We start from the raw sequence: 18,341 nt of genomic DNA, 5'->3' as shown, positions 1-18,341 counted from the left end.
TGTTATGGGGATATCATTTACAGTACTATCTAGTGGGTCGACAGGAAATGCGACCGTAGTTACGAATGGGGAGACAACCCTATTAATCGACGCAGGATTCAGTGCACGTCGGATTGATGAATTGTTGAAGGAACGTGATATGACAGGCGGTGAAATTGATGGGATATTAATAACACACGAGCATTCTGACCATATCAAGGGTCTAGGGCCAGTAGCTCGTAAATATAATCTACCTATCTATGCTAATGAGAAGACTTGGGATGCTATGAATAAATCGATTGGTGCAATCTCAGAAGAGAATCGTATTGTGTTAGATAGTGGTGAAGTGAAAGACTTCGGAACACTTCGTGTCGAATCATTCGGTATTTCTCATGATGCAGCAGAACCCGTAGGTTACAGCTTCTATGATGGAGATGAGAAGCTTAGTGTAGCTACGGATCTGGGTTATGTTAGTGAAAAAGTGAAGCGGGCTATCGAGAATTCAGATGTATTAGTGCTTGAGGCTAATCATGATGTCGAATTGCTACGTATGGGACGGTATCCTTGGAATACCAAACGGCGTATCCTAGGAGACCTAGGGCATCTCTCAAACGAAGCCTCTGGGGAAGCGATGAGCGAACTCCTTACAGGTGATACGAAACGTACGTATTTGGCACACTTAAGTCGAGATCACAACATGATGGACTTAGCTAAAATGTCCGTACGTGATGCAATGGAAGAACGCGGGTGTTTCTTCAAAGAGACGGATTTCAAATTGTGTGACACCTACTATGATCGACCTACACCGTGGGATCGCGTGAGCAAGTCATAAATGAATTGAGTTTGATTTGATTGCTTTATTCCACTATAAATTTTATTCGAAATCTGCCAGCGGCGCACTTTGGCCGTTGGATTTTAATTTATAATTTTTCTCCACGGGAATTTCGAAGCTCCAGTCTCCAGCGAGCAGACGCTGCTGATTGGAGTCATCGGATAGGGCTATACTTTTTACGTTGACTTGTAACATGAACTTGTCTGGAGGTGTGGTTCCGGTAAAATGATAATTGATGGTGCCGTTTTTGGCCAACATGACACCTGAATCCGTAGCGATGCCGGGAACCGCCTGTATTGTTGAAGAGTCCAGTTGAAAAGTAGGCTTGAGCGATTGATTCACCCATTGCGATTCCGCTATCTCGTTAGAATGTTTCATTGAGTAGCGAATAATAAGACTATGGCCGTTAAAAAAGTATTCATGAATGAGAAGGGTATAGCCTTTGTCTGTTTTAGCAGTTATTACAAGCATCTCATTAAATCCGCCTGTTGGCATCAGCGCTGGATCGCTATATTTAGTCAAAATGGGCACGATCGCGGAGGTAAATGGATTTTTAACGCTGAATAGTACCACTGCACAGACAAGCAATACGATCATCGACACTGCGGCTACCCTAGTTTGAAATAAGCCTCGTTGCTGAGTAAACCTTCTTTGTTTCGGTGCCGGGCCTTGTTCGGGAAGCACGGTCGGTTCCGGCTCGATATCATGTTGTATTTCTTCTGAAGTTGCCGCGTGCGCCTGATTAAGGCCAGAAATCGAGAATCGTGTCACAAATGAGGTTGCTTTCCTGCTGCTGTGCGCAGTGATGTCCCCCCCGTGTACCTCGATAATGCTTTTCGTAATGGCCAGACCAAGACCTGTACCCCCGGTCTGCTTCGATCTAGAGCTCTCCAATCGATAAAAGCGGTCGAACACAAAGGGTAAATCCCGTTCTGGTATGGGGTCTCCATAATTTTGGACTCGCACGGCCAGCACATCTCCATCCTGTGCCATATCGATATCAATATATTTACCCGCTTGTCCGTACTGGATGGCATTGGCGATAATATTCTCGTACGCTCGCACTAATAATCCTCCATCCGCTTGGATCTTGAATTCTCCTTCCTGCATGTTAAGCCTGATTTCCATGCCTGCGTTCTCCGTAACCGGCACGAATTCCTCGGCAAGCTGAGAGATTAACCCGGAGATATTAAGCTCGCTCCGTTCCAAAGGCATGCCGTTGTTGATCCGCGTATATTCGAACAGTTCGTCGATCAAACGCCGAAGTGCCAAAGATTTCTCATACGCGATGTTGACATAATAACGCAATTCTACTTCGTCCTGATATCGATCCTTCTCGATCACTTCGAGAAAGCCGAGAATCGAGGTCAGGGGGGTGCGTAGGTCATGTGATACACCGGTAATTAAATCGTTTTTGGTCTTTTCCGCTTTGCGTTCCTCTGCTCTCGAATGTTTCAACTGCATACGCATCTGGTTGATACTGAGCGCGATCTCACCCAATTTGTTATCGGTAAGTTCCGGTATTTGATGGTCGAACTGTCCGTTGGCGATTTCCTCCAAGCCATGCGTGATTTCGGAAAAGTAATGATTCCATTCGCTGTTCAACTGGTTCATACTCTCTGCGATATTGCCTAACTCATCCTTGCCCTTGACCGTTACCACATGCCCGAACTGACCTGCTGACATTTTTTCCAGCCCTGTGTTGATTTCGTGCAAGTCTTTAACCAACCGGATGCTAGCAAGGAAGAACATGATGGGAAAGAGAAGGATATAGGCTATAATCATCACGCGAAAGGATCCAGCATGCACAATTGTCCAATTGATCGGGCGAGCTACGTAATCAATTTTTTGCAACGCTCCCACCAAGTAATACCCGAAAAAGATAGCTGCACCTGTTAAAGCCAGGCTTGCAACCATGATTAACATTAATCTCCAACGAATTGTATACAGCCATTGTGGTTGGATTTTACTCATCCCTTTTCTTAAGATCGCTTTCAATTTTGTATCCAATTCCCCACACGGTTTTGATTATCTGCGGTTCGCGTGGATTAGGTTCTATCTTCTCACGAAGCTTTCGGATATGAACCATAACGCTATTCTTCGACTCCATAAATGGTTCGTTCCAGACCTCTTCGTAGATGCGATCCATGCTTAGTACCATCCCCCTATTAACAGCCAGCATATGAAGGAGCGCGAACTCTCGAGGAGTCAACTTGATTTCCTGCTGGTCGACCGTTACCGTATGGGACGGAATATTAATCACGATGTTGTCGATATGTATTTCGTTCGCGTTAGCTGAAACAGAGTTGAACTGGTTCATTCTTCGAAGCTGCGACTTGATACGTGCGATCAACTCGAGCGGGTTAAAAGGTTTGGTTACGTAGTCGTCAGCGCCGATACTGAGGCCTGATATTTTGTCGATATCTTGGCTTTTAGCCGAGAGCATGATGATGGGGATCGGATTACTTTCTCGAATTTTCATACAAGCTTGCAATCCGTCCATCTTAGGCATCATTAGATCAAGTACGATTAGATCGACTTGTTGAGACTGTAGAATCTCCAGCGCCTCCAGGCCATTTGACGCTTGCAGGAGCTTGTAGCCCTCGTTATTAAAATAAATATTCATTAATTGGATAATTTCCGCTTCGTCATCCACCATCAAAATCGTACTTTCCAATATAGATCCTCCCTTGATTCCTGAATCCCTCTTAAGTTGAAGATCAGAACAATAAGTATACGCGATTTTTCTTATGCAATAAATAACGTTAGCCTTTTTTAAGGAAATGATAAGAAGTTGGGTAGCTAGATGATAAGTTTCCTCTTCTATACTTAGTTCAAGCATAAGGAATAATCGCTTAAACAAAAAATGAGTGGAGGTTTTATTTTTGAAGAAAAATATTTTTAAAAGGGTATCAATTGCTACTTTGAGCTTAATGCTATTGGCTGTCTCAGTAGGTTGCAGTCTGGATGAAAAAGTGTCTGCGAATTCCCAGGCAATGACGAAGCAAACGATAAAGGTGATGTACAATAATAAAGCTTATTTCGATGAGAATGTGTTTAAACAGCAATTTCCTGATGTACAGATCCAGGAAGTTAAATGGGATCGCACATCAGATTTGAAGACGTTTATTGCCAAGCAATCCCCTGACATCGTTATGATGAATCCCCTCGAATATAAGCAGATGTCCAAGGAGAATAAGTTAGCAGAGCTGGGAGCGTTAATCAAACGCGACAATTATAACACGGCAACCTTATATCCCGGATTGTTGGACACCTTGAAAGTGAATGGAAAACTCTACGGGTTAAGTCCATTCTTCAGCACAGAATCTCTTTTTTACAATGCCGACTTATTCAAAAAATATAATGTTCCATTGCCGAAGGACGGAATGACTTGGGAAGAAATACTGAAATTAGCCGCTAAATTCCCAACTACCGGAACTAAGGACACCCGGATCTGGGGACTTGACTATCCTCTTGACAATTACACCTATTTAATAAATGACATAGCAACTTCTGAAGGGTTAAATAAGTTTGATCCAAATACCCTAAAAGTAACATTAAATACAGCCGGTTGGAAAAGAGTATATAGTATGGCTATCAATGCCATAAAGTCCAATACCATAGAAGGCTCAAATTTAGTTGGATTTGATGTTGATCCCTTCATTATGGGACGAGCGGCTATGAAGGTAAGTGTTGAAAGTATGGTAACTTTAAAAGAAGTAATTGCAGATAAATCTGCTGTAGCTAACTATAAACCTTTTAACGTTAAAATTGCTGCGGGTCCGGCCGATCCTAAGAACCGTAACATGACACGAAGCGTGTACATTGAAACCATCATGGCGATTCCAGCGGGTTCAGCGAATAAAGAGCTTGCTTGGGATTTCATCAAATATTATAACGGTGTGGACTATGCTAAATTCAGAGCTGAGGAACCTTACTCTAATTCCCTATCTCGCATGGATTATAGTAAAGAATACAAAGGATATAGTCTGGAGGCCTTCTATAAATTAAAACCAAATCTGGAAACACCTCCACATATCAACCCAATAGGAATCCCATTTAACAATTTGCAGTATACAGTTATTGTATATAATGAACTTAAACAGGTAATCAGCAACAAAAAAACACTGGATAAAGCAATGGTTTCCATTCAAACACAAGTTCAAAAGAGCCTTAATGATGCTGTGAAAAAGCAAAAGGCGAAAAAGTAACTCAGGAAACTTAGCTTGCTGATAACGCACTTATATGCCTATAAGAGCCCATTGTCAGATCATTACGATCTGACAATGGGCTCTATGTTTTCCACGCGTCTCCGTCTTTTTAAGGAAATGATAAGAAGTTGGGTAGCAAGATGATAAGCTTCCTCCTCTATACTAAGTTCATACACTAATAATCATTGAACATTAAATGAGTGGAGGGTTTATTTTTGAAGAAAAATATATTACAGAAGGTCATGCTTGCTAGTCTCGGTGTGATGTTGATCGGTACTTCGGTAGGTCTTAGCACAGGTAATTCAGTTTATGCCAATTCGGACAACCAGGTCGATACGAAACGAACTTTAAAAGTATTGTACTGGAACGCAGGCGATTTCAAAATGACATATGGGGATTTGTTTAATGAGAAATACCCGAATACAAACATTCAAGTAGTTGCACCTACAGGCACGAGTTCGATTACAGATTACAATGCGGCTATCAAAAAGTATTCACCAGATCTTGTTTTGCTGCCTCCGTCCGATTACAAACAAATGTCTAAAAATAAAAAACTGACAGATTTAGAGCCCTTAATTAAGCGAGATCAGTATGACATGACAACCGTATATCCTGGAATACTAGAGGAATTGAAGGAACAAGGTGGTGGGAACCTTTACGGGCTAAGCCCAAGAACGGACTCATACGCGCTTCTGTATAATGCGGATTTGTTTAAAAAGTATAATGTTAAAGCACCAAGCGACGGAGTGACGTGGGAAGAGATATTGACGCTTGCTAGTAAGTTTCCTACTACAGGAGATAAGAACACCCGAATTTGGGGCTTAAGGTACTCTGGTGTCAGTAATTTGGCCATGGATATCGCTAGAACAGAAGGGTTAACGTACATAGACCCGAACACTCTAGAGGCTACTGCGAATACAAAAGCGTGGAAAAATGCCTATCGTCTGTCCGTCGAAGCCATAAAGTCGGGGGCGCTTACCGATGGGAGCACTATTTCTGAAAAAAGTTACCTGGAGGGTAGCGCCTTTATTATGGGACGATCAGCTATGGCAATATCTTCGATCTCTTCGCTGCAGTCCTTGCAAGCAGCAAAAAGTAGTGTGAAGAATTATAAACCTTTCACGCTTGGTATGGTTGCCGGCCCTGCGGATTCTAAGGATCGAAAGTCAACAGGAAATACATATATTTCTGACATACTCGCTATTCCAGCAAATGCATCAAATGTGAATGCGGCTTGGGACTTCATTAAATATTTCAATGGAGATGACTTTGCTAACGAATACTATAAACCTAATACCTCTAATAATAGTATTGGGGCTCCTCTATCCCGCATGATTAAGGAGTACTCAGGCTACAAGCTGGATGCTTTTTATAAACTAAAACCTAATTTCGATCAATTTATAACAGGACATTTACTGGGGAAGAAATCACAAGATTTGGAAGGTGAATTCTGGATGATTATGGAGGCGGAACTGTCACAGGTAGTAAAAGGAAAGAAATCATTAGACCAAGCAACGGCTACTATTCAGACTCGGACTAAAGCTGCTGCTGACAAAGTGGCAAAGGCTCAGAAGGCAAAGAAATAGAATAGAAAAACTCATTAAAGAGTCTAAGAAAATGGGATTGAAAAAGCGGTTTGGATAGAAAGTAAACAACAAAGTGCAACCTGCCCCTTCACGAGGGGCGGGTCGCATTTTTTGCGCGCAAGGCATACATTGACATCTATTATAATCCACCTACCAATTACACCGTGTGATCGGTTGATGAAGCCATAAATTGATCTAGTTCGTCGGCTTTTATAGCCAATTCCTCACGAGTAAGAATACCTTTTTCTATAAGAAGTTCAATGATGGTACTAATGGCAAGGATATTACGATAATGCTCGTCCTTCATATCTCCTAGCTTAGCCATCATATGGACAATGTCCATCGATACATTTGAACGTTCCAAAATACATGCCTCCTCTCTTATATATATGGAAATCAGTCCATATTTAACTATTAAATTTAATGGTGAAATATTATGTAGTAAGCGACACGTATGTTACAATGAACAGTACTAATCTATGAATTCTTTACGGGAGAGTTATTATTAGTGTAGTCTCTTTTAACATAAAATATTCCTATTGATTTATAAAGGTTACTAGAGAGATTGAGAGAACGAATTGAAGTCATACATGATCATAAAATTGGTTATTTTTATGTGGAATTGGCCATTTTTCTGTTTAGAAAAGCGGTAATGTGGTAATTTAAAATTAAAGAAATTAAACATGCAACTTTTTGGGTCATAAAGGAGTTATATATAATATATGAAAGTCAAGATTCGGGCTTGGCTGGGATGAAGAAACGTTTTAGTCTTAGAGGGTAATAACAAAGGGGAGGATTTACTATGGGTTTGTTCGAAGATGATTTTTATTCGACAAAGGTGTCAAGACAGAGAAAAGAGCATACCAAAGTAAAAACAAACCCCGTAAGCTGGTCTAGAACCCGTCGGCGGGGCATGTCCACCATGCAAATATCCGTAATTAGCTCGGTAATTAGCTCAGTGGTGGCAGTAGTATTATTTAGTGTAATAACGGGAGCACCCTCTTCAACTCCCCACGCATCTGCTGTGAGCGCAGTACAATTAAAGCTTGAGAATGATCCTTATGAACGGTTGATTCAAGCGGCAGCGAAGGTTCGCCCTGCGGTCGTAAGCATTTCGAATTACAAGGACCATAACAAGGATAAGTTGAGTTTAGAGGAGTCTGGTCTCGGATCAGGTGTGATTTTTAAAAAAGAGAAAGATCTAGCTTATATTATCACGAACAATCATGTCATCTCTGAAGCAGAAGAACTGGAAGTGATGACGGTTGACGGTGAAAAGATCAAAGCGAAGTTAGTGGGTACAGACACAGTTAACGATATTGCGGTACTCTCTATTGAAGGAAAGAAAATTAATACCGTTGCTAAGATTGGTGACTCAAGTAAACTCCGATTAGGTGAAACGGTGATTGCTATAGGGAATCCACTAGGGCTAGGTGACACTCTTACCTCAGGTATTGTAAGTTACACGAATCGTCTCATTCCGGTATCTCTGAATAAAGATGGTATCTACGATTGGGAACAAGAGGTCATTCAGACGGATGCAGCCATTAACGAGGGTAACTCGGGAGGAGCATTAGTTGATCTGAACGGTGAGGTTATTGGCATTAATACGATGAAGATATCTGATATGGGTGTAGAGGGACTTGGATTCGCTATCCCAACGGAGCAGGTCATGAAAATCGTAAATGAATTGATGCTCACAGGTAAAATCACTCGTCCATACATAGGCGTATACACCGTCGATCTAAATAATTCTTTTGCTCCCTTGGATGCGGATGAACGTAAGAATCTGAAATTACCAAGTGATGTGAAAGAAGGCATTGTTGTACTGGATGCAGTAGGTCCAGCACTTGATGCGGGGCTGAAGCTAAATGACGTGATTACGAAATTGGATGATGAACCGATTAGTTCAACTATGGAACTTCGTAAGTTTCTCTATGATCAACGTAAAATTGGTGACGAGCTAAGTGTAACTTACTACCGTGAAGGTGAACTGAAGGTAGCTAAATTGAAACTTAGCGATAAGCCAGTAGAAGAGTGAGAGCAAAACTAAATGCGGTTTATGGATGTCTAATACGAGAATTCGGGTTATAATAGATAATAAACAGCAGAGTGTAGGACAGAAAGGATGCTTTCATTCATGTACGTGGTATGCAAAGATCATGTAGAACTAGCGATTGATAAGTTCGTTGATGAATATGAAGATGCACCAGATATTGTCGATCTGAAGGAAACCGAATTCTCCGACTGGGATCCACCGGTTAAATGTATTGAGTGTGAGCAGGCGGCGCAGTATTTGGTGGTATAAAAGGGGAGGGGGCGTGAATTTTGCGCCCTTTTTGTGTTTGTGGGGATGGAAGGAAGTGCGAGTGATGCGAAAGTTGTGCTACGAAGGGTGCTTCGAAGTCCGCTACGAGAACGGATTGTTCTTCCGATCGCTGTTGTGCCCGGATTTCTTGATTGGAATACCGCTTATAGCGGTAGAAATCCGGGCACAAAGGCGAGCGCTATCGCTTCTCCAGAACAATTCCGTTCTCTTCGCTGGTACGCACTTGAACCACTTAACGCTCCAGAAGGCTCGCACCTCCCTTCGCGCCCACTGTGGGTGGCAGAGCGCAAAGTCCGCGCCTGCCTGCGGTGTGGTATGAAAGATGTGAAGGCTGATTTCATGTTAGCCATCTAAGGGCAAAGGTCAAGGCCAAGGACAAGGGCAAGTGCAAAGACAAAGATAAAGATCAAGGGAAAGACAAAGGCAAAGGGAAAGACAAAGGCAAAGGGAAAGACAAAGGCAAAGGCAAAGACAAAGGCAAGTTCAAGCGGATAAGACCAGTACTAGGATCAAGGTAAAGGTAAGACAAGATTAAAACCAAGACTAGGACCGGGATAAAGAATAAGGTATAGATGTAGAACCAATCATGAGGTAAAGAAGATAATGATTCTATAAAAATTCAATAATAAAAAATAGATAGTGGATGCAGGTAGGCATCTTTTATAGGGCTATATACATTATGGAGGTTGATTATAGCGTGTTTATTCAGATTATTGGCGTGGGAAAGTTGAAGGAGAAGTATTTGGTCTTGGGCATACAGGAATATGCTAAGCGACTTACTCCTTACATCAAGTTTCAGATGGTGGAGGTTGCGGATGAAAAGGCACCGGACACCTTGAGCGAAGCTGAGGTGTCTATTGTAAAAGAGCGCGAGGGCGAACGTATCCTCGCGCATATTAAGAGCGAGGCGCATGTAGTCGCGCTCGCTATCGGTGGCCAGCTATGGAGCTCGGAAGAGCTGGCCGCAGAGATCGACAAGCTCGGCACCTATGGGACGAGCCATGTCGTGTTCGTCATCGGAGGGAGCCATGGGCTCTCCGATGCAGTACTGCGTCGCGCCCAGCAGAAGCTTAGCTTCGGGCGCATGACGTTGCCGCATCAGCTGATGCGGCTGGTACTCACGGAGCAGGTGTACCGTGCGGTTAAGATTAATCGCGGTGAACCGTATCATAAATAGAGCGAAATTTTCAAGTGGCAAACTGCATATTGCAACACTTTGCACTAATTTCCAGACCGATAGAACCTACGATATTTTAGTTGCAAGGGCACGGCGAACTATATTTAGATGAGGGAAAGTTTGGGGGCCTGTTGATTAACCCAAGCGAAGTGTTATATTCCAAGGCGATCATGGTTACGAAAACCGGGTAAACTCGCTTCCAATAATTAAGGGTGCCCAAATGGGTACCCTTAAATTTCGTTCATCAGCGAAAAATCTGGTGCGGGGCAGGCTTATGACATAAAGCGTATAGTTTTGCTGGCATAGGGGCAGATAGCTAACTGTACTTGTCTTGATAAAAAATTGAGTTTTACGCGTTATACTGATAAATGTAAACGAAAAGTAAAAAAGAAAGTGGCTTAGAGGAGGCAGGCGGGTGCACAAGCTGTTAATCGTGGACGATGATGAAGAAATTTTGTTGCTCCTGAAGGACTACTTTGAAATGAACAACTACACCGTGATTACTGCTGATAATGGGATGCAAGCACTGGAGAAAGTGTCCAAAATACCGGACCTTATCTTGTTGGATATTAACATGCCGGACTTAGATGGCTTCGAAGTGTGTAGGAAGATCCGTGATTATGTTTCCTGTCCGATTATTTTTTTGACGGCAAAGATAGAAGAAAGGGATAAAATCAATGCTTTTCGTATGGGCGGTGATGACTATATTGAAAAACCGTTTAGCATCAAAGAGTTAGGTGCAAGAGTGGAGGCGCATCTGCGGAGGGAACAGCGAAACGGGAACAAACAGAGCGCCATTTTCCAAGGTGAAATCGTTATCGATTACGGAAAAAGAAAAGTGACAGTCAATAATCATGCGGTTAACCTAGCCAAGAAGGAATTCGATATCGTTGAATTTCTCTCCTTAAATGCTGGCCTAGTTTTTGACAAGGAGCGCATCTATGAGTGTGTATGGGGATATGACAAAGAGGGCGATCCTATTGTTATCATGGAGCATATCCGTAAAATACGAAAAAAGATTTCAGCCTATACGGACAAAAAATGCATTGAGACGGTCTGGGGGGTCGGTTATCAGTGGGGAGAATAGGGAACTTGAGCCTAAAAACAAGTCTATTCTTGTCCATGGCTGTTGCGGTAGGGATCTCCTCCGTGCTGAACTATATCGCACAAAATGTATGTGCGAAGATTATCTGGGAGATCACCCAAAAGTATACGGTCATTAACACGGGTACAGTCTTGGAGATAACCACCCCTTTTTCCGCACGGGATGAATCGTTAATTCAATGGCTGAAAGCCGCGGCTTGGGTAGCTCCGATCCTCATTTTTTGCTTTTTTATTTTTCTGGCGGCACGCTTTTACTACCGGATTAAGTTGGAACGACCGATGTCGTTGTTAATCCGGGGGGCGGAGGAGATTGCCCAACATAATCTTGATTTTGCGTTGCAATACGACAAGTTAGATGAGATGAATGATGTGTGCCAAGCCTTCGAGGAGATGCGCCATGCCTTGTTGCAGAATAACAAAACCATGTGGCGTGCGATGGAAGAGCGGAAACGGTTAAATGCTGCCTTCGCTCATGATTTGCGATCACCCGTAACCACGCTTAAGGGGTATTGCGATTTTTTGTTAGAATATTTTCCTGATCACAAAATTACCCCGGAGAAGACGGAGAAGGTTCTGCAATCGATATCCGGAAGCATTTCGAGAATTGAGCAATATATCGTTGACATGAGCAGTTTGCAACGGTTAGAGGACATTCGTCTGCAGATCCATCATGTGAAGGCGGAAAGGTTGCAAGAGGTATTACAGGACACGTTGCATATCCTTATTCCTGAGGGATGGCTTTCATTTACATTGATGTTTGATTTAGATGAATCGGTTATCCCATTAGATGACAAGCTCGTTCTGCGGGTCGCGGAGAACCTGATCTCCAACGCGTCACGCTATGCAGACTCAAGCATTACGGTTAAGTGCGGAACGAAAGCCGCATTATTGACGATTCAAGTCCAGGATGATGGTAGAGGTTTTAGCAGCGAGGGATTAAAAATGGCGACAAAACCATTCTATTATGATAAATCGGTAGTAAAAGGACAATCCGGAATCGGGCTATATATTTGCAAAGTATTATGCGAGAAACATGGCGGTAATATTGAACTTGCAAACGGAGAAAATGGAGGGGCGTGCGTAACGGCAACCTTTCAGTTAAGGTCTTGATCAATTTTGGCGGAAGAGAGCGTGCTAGAAAATGAAACAACGCATTGTAAAAGGGTTATTATCCATAGTATTTATCCTCTATATTGCCATGTTAATTAAAATTATTATGTTAAAAACCATTTCGTTAACGGATCTCGTTCATGGGAACATGCATGGATATCGCTCGTATAACTTCATTCCTTTTCAAATTTTCAAGGATTACCAATCGATGTTCCGGTCTTCCGGTTGGTTGCGGGGAATTTCGAATATCCTCGGAAATATGGTCGTATTTATCCCTTTAGGGTTATTACTCCCTGCTTTATTTGGGAAGATGAGAGAAAGAGTCGTCATTCCCGTTATTATCGCGTGCAGCTTAAGCGTCTTATTTGAAAGCTTACAGTATGCATTGACGCTAGGCAGCGCGGATATTGACGATGTGATCCTCAATACGTTAGGCGGTCTCGTCGGCGTCGCGATCTACCGATTGATTGCCCGCAGCGTTCGTCAGAACATCGTGATGATTCACGGTATGGTGCTCCTACTCATCGTCATTTGCAGCGTTCCGGCCTTTTTTGTCGCAAAAGGGGAATTCGGGAATCTACTCGGGTTAACGAAATTCGAGGCTGTCTACGTGGGAATGGAAAACATCCCGACACAGGAAGCGGATGGCGAAGGGACGCTCATTCAGATCACCGGTCAACGTCTGGAATATTATAATGGGATATTATCTAGTAATGAGACGACGAATTCGTTCTTAAAAAAGCAGGAAGCTTTGATTACGGAGAAAACGAAATTATATGTTCGTACTATTGAAAGCTCCAAATCGAAAGCTGTGTTTCGTTACACGGAGATTCGGCCTGAGCCCGATGAACTAAGCCGGATCGAACAAAAGGCAACAATCACACTCTGGCTGGATCCGAAGACTGGCAATCCGGAGGTCATTGTTTTTGCTGCCCCGCTAAAGATGGAAGGCGGCCAGATGAAAGTACAAACCGATCAAGTATCGAAAACGGAAGAACAGGATCTGACTCATGATATCCCCGCTCAGGGAGTTCCCCTTAAGGAACCCCTCTCTGAAGATGTCCCATTGGAAGAAGTGAACGGCAGCGTATTGGAAGTACAGGATATCGGCTTTGTTCTCAATCTGGCAACAGTACAGGATCTAGAAGACGGAGCATCCATTATGTCGACTGGGATCGGTAAGAACGTAAGAAAAGTAACGATTGAGTTAACGGCGAAGACCACCTTCACGCGACGCATATCCAAGGATAATGGAATGACCTATAGAGATGAAGCGGCGGAACGCAAAGATTTGGCTGTGGATCAGACCGTTATGATTACTGGCATGCGAAAGGGAGATACGTTTATTGCCCAATCCATCATCATTTACAAATTTCACTAGATGAAACACCGTGCCGGAAGGGTAGAATGGGGTCGAGAATAATGAATAATAGTCCAGGCATTATAATTTACAGCAGACATATCACCTCGATTTCGCCTAATATGTGATATGCTGAACCGTATCATAAGTAAGTGCGGTTTTTATATTAAATATAACGAAAGAAAAGTATGCGAAATATGCGAAATTTATAATAATTTCGCATACTTTTCTTTCTAAAGGTACATTCTTAATATTTCTCGCATGATTGATAGAATCAAGAATTAAGTAATGCATGAATAGATCTATTAAAAAATGGATCAACACCAAAACGCGTACTTGAAGACCTTTAACATCGAAGAAACTCCTCGTTGCACTCTAGTAAAATCCGCTGTTTGTAATGCGGAGGATTTCGAGTGAAGTAATGCCTGCGCTGTAACGCTTTTATTTTGTTATTTCGTCCTTCTACGGTTGCATTCGTGAAACGTATGTGATGGTAATTGCCGAATTCTTCTTGCCAGTTTTTCATGGTTCTCAGACAATTTTGCAGAGCTGAATCATCGATTTGTTCACATTGTTTGATCCATCGTGCAAAACCCATTTCCGCTATGGAATGGCTAGCACTGCAATCGTACCAAGTAATGTCAATGCTTTATAATTGAAATTTAGTTAGTTGATCGTTTAATTCAAGGGCGAGTTGTGTAAGTACTTCAGTTGAAGAAGCAATTTCTTCCATTGTTGCTAATTGTTCTTCAGCTAATGCAGACATATTATATGTTTGTGTTGTTGTATTTTTTGCTATTAAATTGACTGTATTAAAAAAGTTTACGATTTGTTCCGTGCTTGCAGCTATTTGTGCTGAAACAGCCGACATTTCTTGAATCTTCCCTGAAACATCACCTGCAGACTCTAATATTTCGGCAAAAGAGTTTCCTGTATGTTCAATGATCGTCACACCATTTAAAACATTTTCAGTAACTGCATTCATCTGATTAACTGCTGATAGGGTATCTTTTTGAATAAAATTAATAATATCAGTAATTTGTTGTGCCGAACGATTGGATTCTTCTGCTAATTTTTTCACTTCATCTGCCACTACAGCAAAGCCTTTACCGTTTTCCCCAGCTCTTGCTGCTTCAATAGCTGCATTTAAAGCGAGTAAATTTGTTTGACGGGAAATACTCGTGATTGTAGTGATGATTCCCTCTATTTCTTTAGAGCGTGCACTTAATATTTGGACAGACTCGGCTGTTTCTTTTACCGTACCTTCAATCGTTTTCATTTGATAGATTGCTTTGTTAATGTTCTCTTTTCCTAATTGCGATTTAAGTGTCGTCTCCTTTGACGAAGCTGCCACAGCAGAAGATGAATCCGCAATCACTTGAATGCCTTGTAATACTTCTTTTAATGCGATTGTACTTTCTTCAATATGTTGAGATTGTTTATTTGTACCGTTAGCAACTTCCTCAATTGCCTTGCTAACTTGCTGTGTTGCGAAATTTGTTTGTTCTGTACCTGCTAATAATTCCTCTGACGATGTTGCTAAATTTTCACTGGTTTTATTTACTATCAATAAGACTTCCCTTAGTTGTGTAGACATGATGTTAAATGATTCTGTTAAAGTCGCTACTTCATCCTTTGAACGAACAGGTAAAGAGTTGAACTTTAAATTCCCCGAAGAAAGTTGTTTTGCTAATTCTGTAAGTGCCCTAAGTGGTTTTATTTTTATAGATAATAGGATAAAAGTAAAAATAATTGCAATGCCGACTGAAAGCATAAAGGTAATTAAAATCGTCGTTTTTTTAATAACAGTATTTTCGGTTTCAATTACTTTAGCAGCTGTCCATTCTTGTAGTTGTGTTCTAAATTCATTTAATGGTTTTGAAATAATTTCTTTTCCCAATTGGTAGTCAGGTCCATAAACAAGTTCACGGGCATGTGTTAAATCATTATTGGCTACGGTCTCCATAGCTTGCTTTTCTAATTTAATGAGATTATCGGAATTTGACTTTGCAAGTTCAACTAAATCTAATAGTTTATTAGGTAATTTTAATTCTATAAGTCGTTCCACTACCATGTCTCTTGTTTTGGTTTCATTAGCTTCTTTCCAGTAATTATCATAATATTTTTGCTCACCAAATTGCGTGTATGCCCGAACTTCATTAGTTAAATAGTCCGAAGCTCCTTGTAATTGTGTAGCTAACACTTCCAATTCTTTATCCGTCTTCAAGGCGTCTGTTTGTTTTTTCGTATCGCCTATTAATGAAAATAAACTCCATCCACTTAAAATTAATAAAATACTCATAATAATTGCTGTTGTTTTCAAAAGTGTACTAATTTTCATGATTACTCCTTTTCTCCTTACCTTTTTAGGCTCAACCTCGAAATCAGTGCTTGATTAATTAGTTAAGCCGATTACGATTGTATTCTACTAAGATTCCCATCTTATAGCGGTCACGATTACGTGTGAAGTAGTGACGACGTTGATAAGCTTTGATACGATTATGACGACCTTCTACGGTTGCATTCGTCCATCGACATCGATGATAATTGATGATCTCATGTTGCCAATTACGCATGGTTTTCAATCTGCCTTTAACAGCTTTATGGTCGATCTTATCGCCCTGTTCACACCAACGGTTAAATCCAAGTGTTGCAACTTCGACATTTGGTGAATAGTTATACCAAGTCGTAAAGGCTTCTTTCCATTCCCAGCACTTTCGTAGAAGCGCAGAGTAATCGAGCAGTTCTTCCAGCGTTTTCTTACTTTCAACACATAAAGATTCCTCTTGAGGATTTAGGAGGCGGTGGTTGGCTTTGAGTCAAGCTTTTGCCCGTGGCGAAAGCTCACTCTGTATGGTTTTGCGAACCTCTTGCAAGGCTTCAATAACATATCCACGCCTAATACCAATCCCGCTATGTACTGCGGTTGATCCAATAGCTTGCTCGGCTGCTCGCGCTCGAAAGAGGTTGCTGTATCATCTTTTAGGCCCAACAAAGTCATACACCCAAACAAAACCCACATTACACTGCGAACACTGCATACGAATGGTTGGAACTAATAGGTATACAATCTTCTCAAACACGGACAGGTGTCGTACGGAACGCGTTTCATTGCTTCCTTTGCGAGTGACGTATTCAGCGGAGCGACAAATTGGGCAGCATTGTTTGGAGGCTACTGGCGAAGCTTCTATATGAATTTCATCTGCGCTTATCCGCAAAATCTGTTGGATCTCTAGTTCTGGTATATTGAGCATTTCATTGATATAATTAGTCTGCATCTGCTTATTCCTTTGTTGTTGGGTAGGACTTACAACATTACAGGATTCGCAGATGTTTTTCCATTTTCAACCTTAGGTTATTTCGTCAAGCACTGGTTTTGGTTTTGAACCCCTTTTTATCAATAAAACTTTTAGATTTAGACAAGATGGCTTATCCTTCTTTTGTATGGTTGTAAAAGGTAAATGTTTGTATTATATATTAAATAACTCAACTTTCGCACCTAGAAAATCAATCTAATACCTAGAGCTAGTAAGAACAAATCCAATAAATGTGCCCATCTTGACAGAAAACACCCTTCTTGTTTGGTATCATGGAAGTACGACCAACCATGCCAAAAAGAAAGGTGCGTAATTCTATGTTACAACAACATTCCATATCTGAACAGTCTCGTTTTTCCAAACTTTTTTCTACCCTTTAAAATAGGGGGATTCCTGCGATAAGCGGGAATCTCCAAATCGTTTGGACTTTCGAGTCTCACGATCAAGCTTATGACTGGCTGATAAGCACTTCAAGACACTTTGTTTATAAAAGCGATAACATAAAAGTTGAAAATACTTCGGCTAAAAGTTATCATCTTTATAGTAAAAGAACGAATCCCTCTAGTGCGTTTGTCTATGACAAGTAGGATCAGCTTTTGAAGAAAAAGAGGATTAGTATACCAGAGGAAGAGTTAACACGATTTGAGATTAGAAGCAAACCTAAGATCAAAGAGTCTCCTATAAGTGATCTATCATGAGCGACGACGAGACACTGTCCGAGCGTCTCGTCGAATTCCAGTTCAATGCCTTGAAGCTTTTGACCTTGCTGTACGGCTATCCGCTTCACTATGGTCTGTATTAGGGTCCCGTACATCCGGAAGATTTTCCGCACGAGTTCTGCCTCTATGTGATTGATCCTCAGGATTGAGTCCTTGCCGCGACCACTTTCCACGATGGTATTTCTCTGGAATTCAGCGATTACGCCAAGCATCTGGATGTTGAGTTTGCCTGAGGCTGTCTCGGTATCGAAGTCTTTCTCCGAGTTGTTTTATGCGATTCTTTTCGATCTCATCGACTTAGTGAGATGGCTGCAAAAACGGCCGTTTTTGAGCTAATTGGATAGTCAAAAAAATCATTTAGGATAATTTAAGAAATCACTGGGTGGCTATGTTACCATGCCGCTATCAGAAGTGCCTTGGTCATCTTGCTTCGGAATGTTGGTTGATAAGTTTGGTGTGGGTTGGAAGTTCAATAGTGACGCTGATAAGTTCTTGGATCAGGTCCTTTCCAACAAACAGTAACTTATTTTAAAAAAATGGTCTTGCAGTCAAAGACCATTTTTTTGTTTACTAATTCAGGCTGTGGGATCGTATTATTGGCCCTCAGTTAGAAAGGA

At 41.6% G+C, this 18,341-nt stretch carries 15 protein-coding genes and 2 pseudogenes; 11 read left to right on the top strand and 6 right to left on the bottom strand.

Going from position 1 to position 18,341, the window contains the following annotated elements; genetic code table 11:
- Positions 1-4 precede the first annotated feature (4 nt).
- The gene (locus AC1D69_RS13110) at positions 5-811 is read left to right on the top strand and encodes an MBL fold metallo-hydrolase (RefSeq protein WP_495456597.1); all 807 of its coding nucleotides are present in this window, start codon (positions 5-7) and stop codon (positions 809-811) included.
- 42 nt (positions 812-853) lie between these two features.
- On the opposite strand, the gene AC1D69_RS13105 is transcribed toward AC1D69_RS13110, so the two are convergent.
- Together AC1D69_RS13105 and AC1D69_RS13100 are read right to left on the bottom strand one after the other, a co-directional pair.
- The gene (locus AC1D69_RS13105) at positions 854-2,785 is read right to left on the bottom strand and encodes an ATP-binding protein (protein WP_495456596.1); all 1,932 of its coding nucleotides are present in this window, start codon (positions 2,783-2,785) and stop codon (positions 854-856) included.
- Complete coding sequence (locus AC1D69_RS13100; RefSeq protein ID WP_495456656.1) at positions 2,778-3,491, bottom strand: response regulator transcription factor; 714 nt, start codon at positions 3,489-3,491, stop codon at positions 2,778-2,780. Before AC1D69_RS13100 ends, AC1D69_RS13105 begins: the two co-directional genes overlap by 8 nt.
- Positions 3,492-3,696: 205 nt before the next feature.
- On the opposite strand from AC1D69_RS13100, the gene AC1D69_RS13095 reads away from it, so the two are divergent.
- Together AC1D69_RS13095 and AC1D69_RS13090 are read left to right on the top strand one after the other, a co-directional pair.
- Positions 3,697-5,022, top strand: a complete 1,326-nt coding sequence (locus AC1D69_RS13095; RefSeq protein ID WP_495456595.1) for an ABC transporter substrate-binding protein — start codon at positions 3,697-3,699, stop codon at positions 5,020-5,022.
- Positions 5,023-5,237: 215 nt separating this feature from the next.
- A complete protein-coding gene (locus AC1D69_RS13090) occupies positions 5,238-6,608 on the top strand; it encodes an ABC transporter substrate-binding protein (protein WP_495456594.1) in 1,371 nt (456 codons plus the stop codon).
- Between the two features lie 157 nt (positions 6,609-6,765).
- On the opposite strand, the gene AC1D69_RS13085 is transcribed toward AC1D69_RS13090, so the two are convergent.
- Positions 6,766-6,951 (bottom strand): hypothetical protein, encoded by a 186-nt coding sequence (locus tag AC1D69_RS13085; protein ID WP_495456655.1) that lies wholly within the window; start codon positions 6,949-6,951, stop codon positions 6,766-6,768.
- Positions 6,952-7,410: 459 nt separating this feature from the next.
- Here AC1D69_RS13085 and AC1D69_RS13080 point away from each other — a divergent pair, with 459 nt between their 5' ends.
- The 7 genes from AC1D69_RS13080 to AC1D69_RS13050 all read left to right on the top strand — a co-directional run bounded on the left by AC1D69_RS13080 (position 7,411) and on the right by AC1D69_RS13050 (position 13,709).
- Positions 7,411-8,649: a S1C family serine protease gene (locus AC1D69_RS13080; protein WP_495456593.1), complete on the top strand. Its 1,239-nt coding sequence runs from the start codon at positions 7,411-7,413 to the stop codon at positions 8,647-8,649.
- Between the two features lie 99 nt (positions 8,650-8,748).
- Positions 8,749-8,916 carry a CxxH/CxxC protein gene (locus tag AC1D69_RS13075; protein ID WP_495456592.1) on the top strand — a complete coding sequence of 56 codons (168 nt, stop codon included), beginning with the start codon at positions 8,749-8,751 and terminating at the stop codon, positions 8,914-8,916.
- Positions 8,917-8,961: 45 nt separating this feature from the next.
- Positions 8,962-9,291, top strand: coding sequence for a hypothetical protein (locus AC1D69_RS13070; protein ID WP_495456591.1), 330 nt, complete (start codon positions 8,962-8,964; stop codon positions 9,289-9,291).
- 343 nt (positions 9,292-9,634) lie between these two features.
- Positions 9,635-10,114: a 23S rRNA (pseudouridine(1915)-N(3))-methyltransferase RlmH gene (rlmH, locus tag AC1D69_RS13065; RefSeq protein ID WP_458632808.1), complete on the top strand. Its 480-nt coding sequence runs from the start codon at positions 9,635-9,637 to the stop codon at positions 10,112-10,114.
- Positions 10,115-10,529: 415 nt separating this feature from the next.
- Complete coding sequence (locus AC1D69_RS13060; RefSeq protein ID WP_495456590.1) at positions 10,530-11,201, top strand: response regulator transcription factor; 672 nt, start codon at positions 10,530-10,532, stop codon at positions 11,199-11,201.
- 5 nt (positions 11,202-11,206) lie between these two features.
- Entirely contained in the window at positions 11,207-12,328 is a 1,122-nt protein-coding gene (locus AC1D69_RS13055; protein ID WP_495456589.1) for a HAMP domain-containing sensor histidine kinase, read from the top strand.
- A gap of 31 nt (positions 12,329-12,359) precedes the next feature.
- Positions 12,360-13,709, top strand: coding sequence for a VanZ family protein (locus AC1D69_RS13050; protein ID WP_495456588.1), 1,350 nt, complete (start codon positions 12,360-12,362; stop codon positions 13,707-13,709).
- A 325-nt stretch (positions 13,710-14,034) separates the two neighbouring features.
- On the opposite strand, the gene AC1D69_RS13045 is transcribed toward AC1D69_RS13050, so the two are convergent.
- From AC1D69_RS13045 to AC1D69_RS13035, 3 genes and pseudogenes are all read right to left on the bottom strand, one after another.
- Entirely contained in the window at positions 14,035-14,328 is a 294-nt protein-coding gene (locus AC1D69_RS13045) for a transposase (protein WP_495456654.1), read from the bottom strand.
- A gap of 9 nt (positions 14,329-14,337) precedes the next feature.
- On the bottom strand, positions 14,338-16,029 hold the full coding sequence (locus AC1D69_RS13040) for a methyl-accepting chemotaxis protein (protein ID WP_495456587.1): 1,692 nt from the start codon (positions 16,027-16,029) through the stop codon (positions 14,338-14,340).
- Positions 16,030-16,087: 58 nt separating this feature from the next.
- Positions 16,088-16,966, bottom strand: a pseudogene (locus tag AC1D69_RS13035) (transposase).
- A 1,133-nt stretch (positions 16,967-18,099) separates the two neighbouring features.
- On the opposite strand from AC1D69_RS13035, the pseudogene AC1D69_RS13030 reads away from it, so the two are divergent.
- A pseudogene (locus tag AC1D69_RS13030) lies at positions 18,100-18,246 on the top strand (VOC family protein); the annotation flags it as partial.
- Positions 18,247-18,341 lie beyond the last annotated feature (95 nt).

Source organism: Paenibacillus sp. Y301 (assembly GCF_059445505.1).
The sequence above is the reverse complement of the archived record's forward strand: the minus strand, read 5'-3'. Positions and strand labels throughout refer to the sequence as shown.

What these genes read in the sequence shown, in the direction of transcription:
- AC1D69_RS13110 (WP_495456597.1), top strand. Translation starts at nt 5, where the DNA reads ATGGGGATATCATTTACAGTACTATCTAGTGGGTCGACAGGAAATGCG.
- AC1D69_RS13105 (WP_495456596.1), bottom strand. Translation starts at nt 2,785, where the DNA reads ATGAGTAAAATCCAACCACAATGGCTGTATACAATTCGTTGGAGATTA.
- AC1D69_RS13085 (WP_495456655.1), bottom strand. Translation starts at nt 6,951, where the DNA reads ATGGACATTGTCCATATGATGGCTAAGCTAGGAGATATGAAGGACGAG.
- AC1D69_RS13080 (WP_495456593.1), top strand. Translation starts at nt 7,411, where the DNA reads ATGGGTTTGTTCGAAGATGATTTTTATTCGACAAAGGTGTCAAGACAG.
- AC1D69_RS13075 (WP_495456592.1), top strand. Translation starts at nt 8,749, where the DNA reads ATGTACGTGGTATGCAAAGATCATGTAGAACTAGCGATTGATAAGTTC.
- AC1D69_RS13070 (WP_495456591.1), top strand. Translation starts at nt 8,962, where the DNA reads ATGGAAGGAAGTGCGAGTGATGCGAAAGTTGTGCTACGAAGGGTGCTT.
- AC1D69_RS13050 (WP_495456588.1), top strand. Translation starts at nt 12,360, where the DNA reads ATGAAACAACGCATTGTAAAAGGGTTATTATCCATAGTATTTATCCTC.
- AC1D69_RS13040 (WP_495456587.1), bottom strand. Translation starts at nt 16,029, where the DNA reads ATGAAAATTAGTACACTTTTGAAAACAACAGCAATTATTATGAGTATT.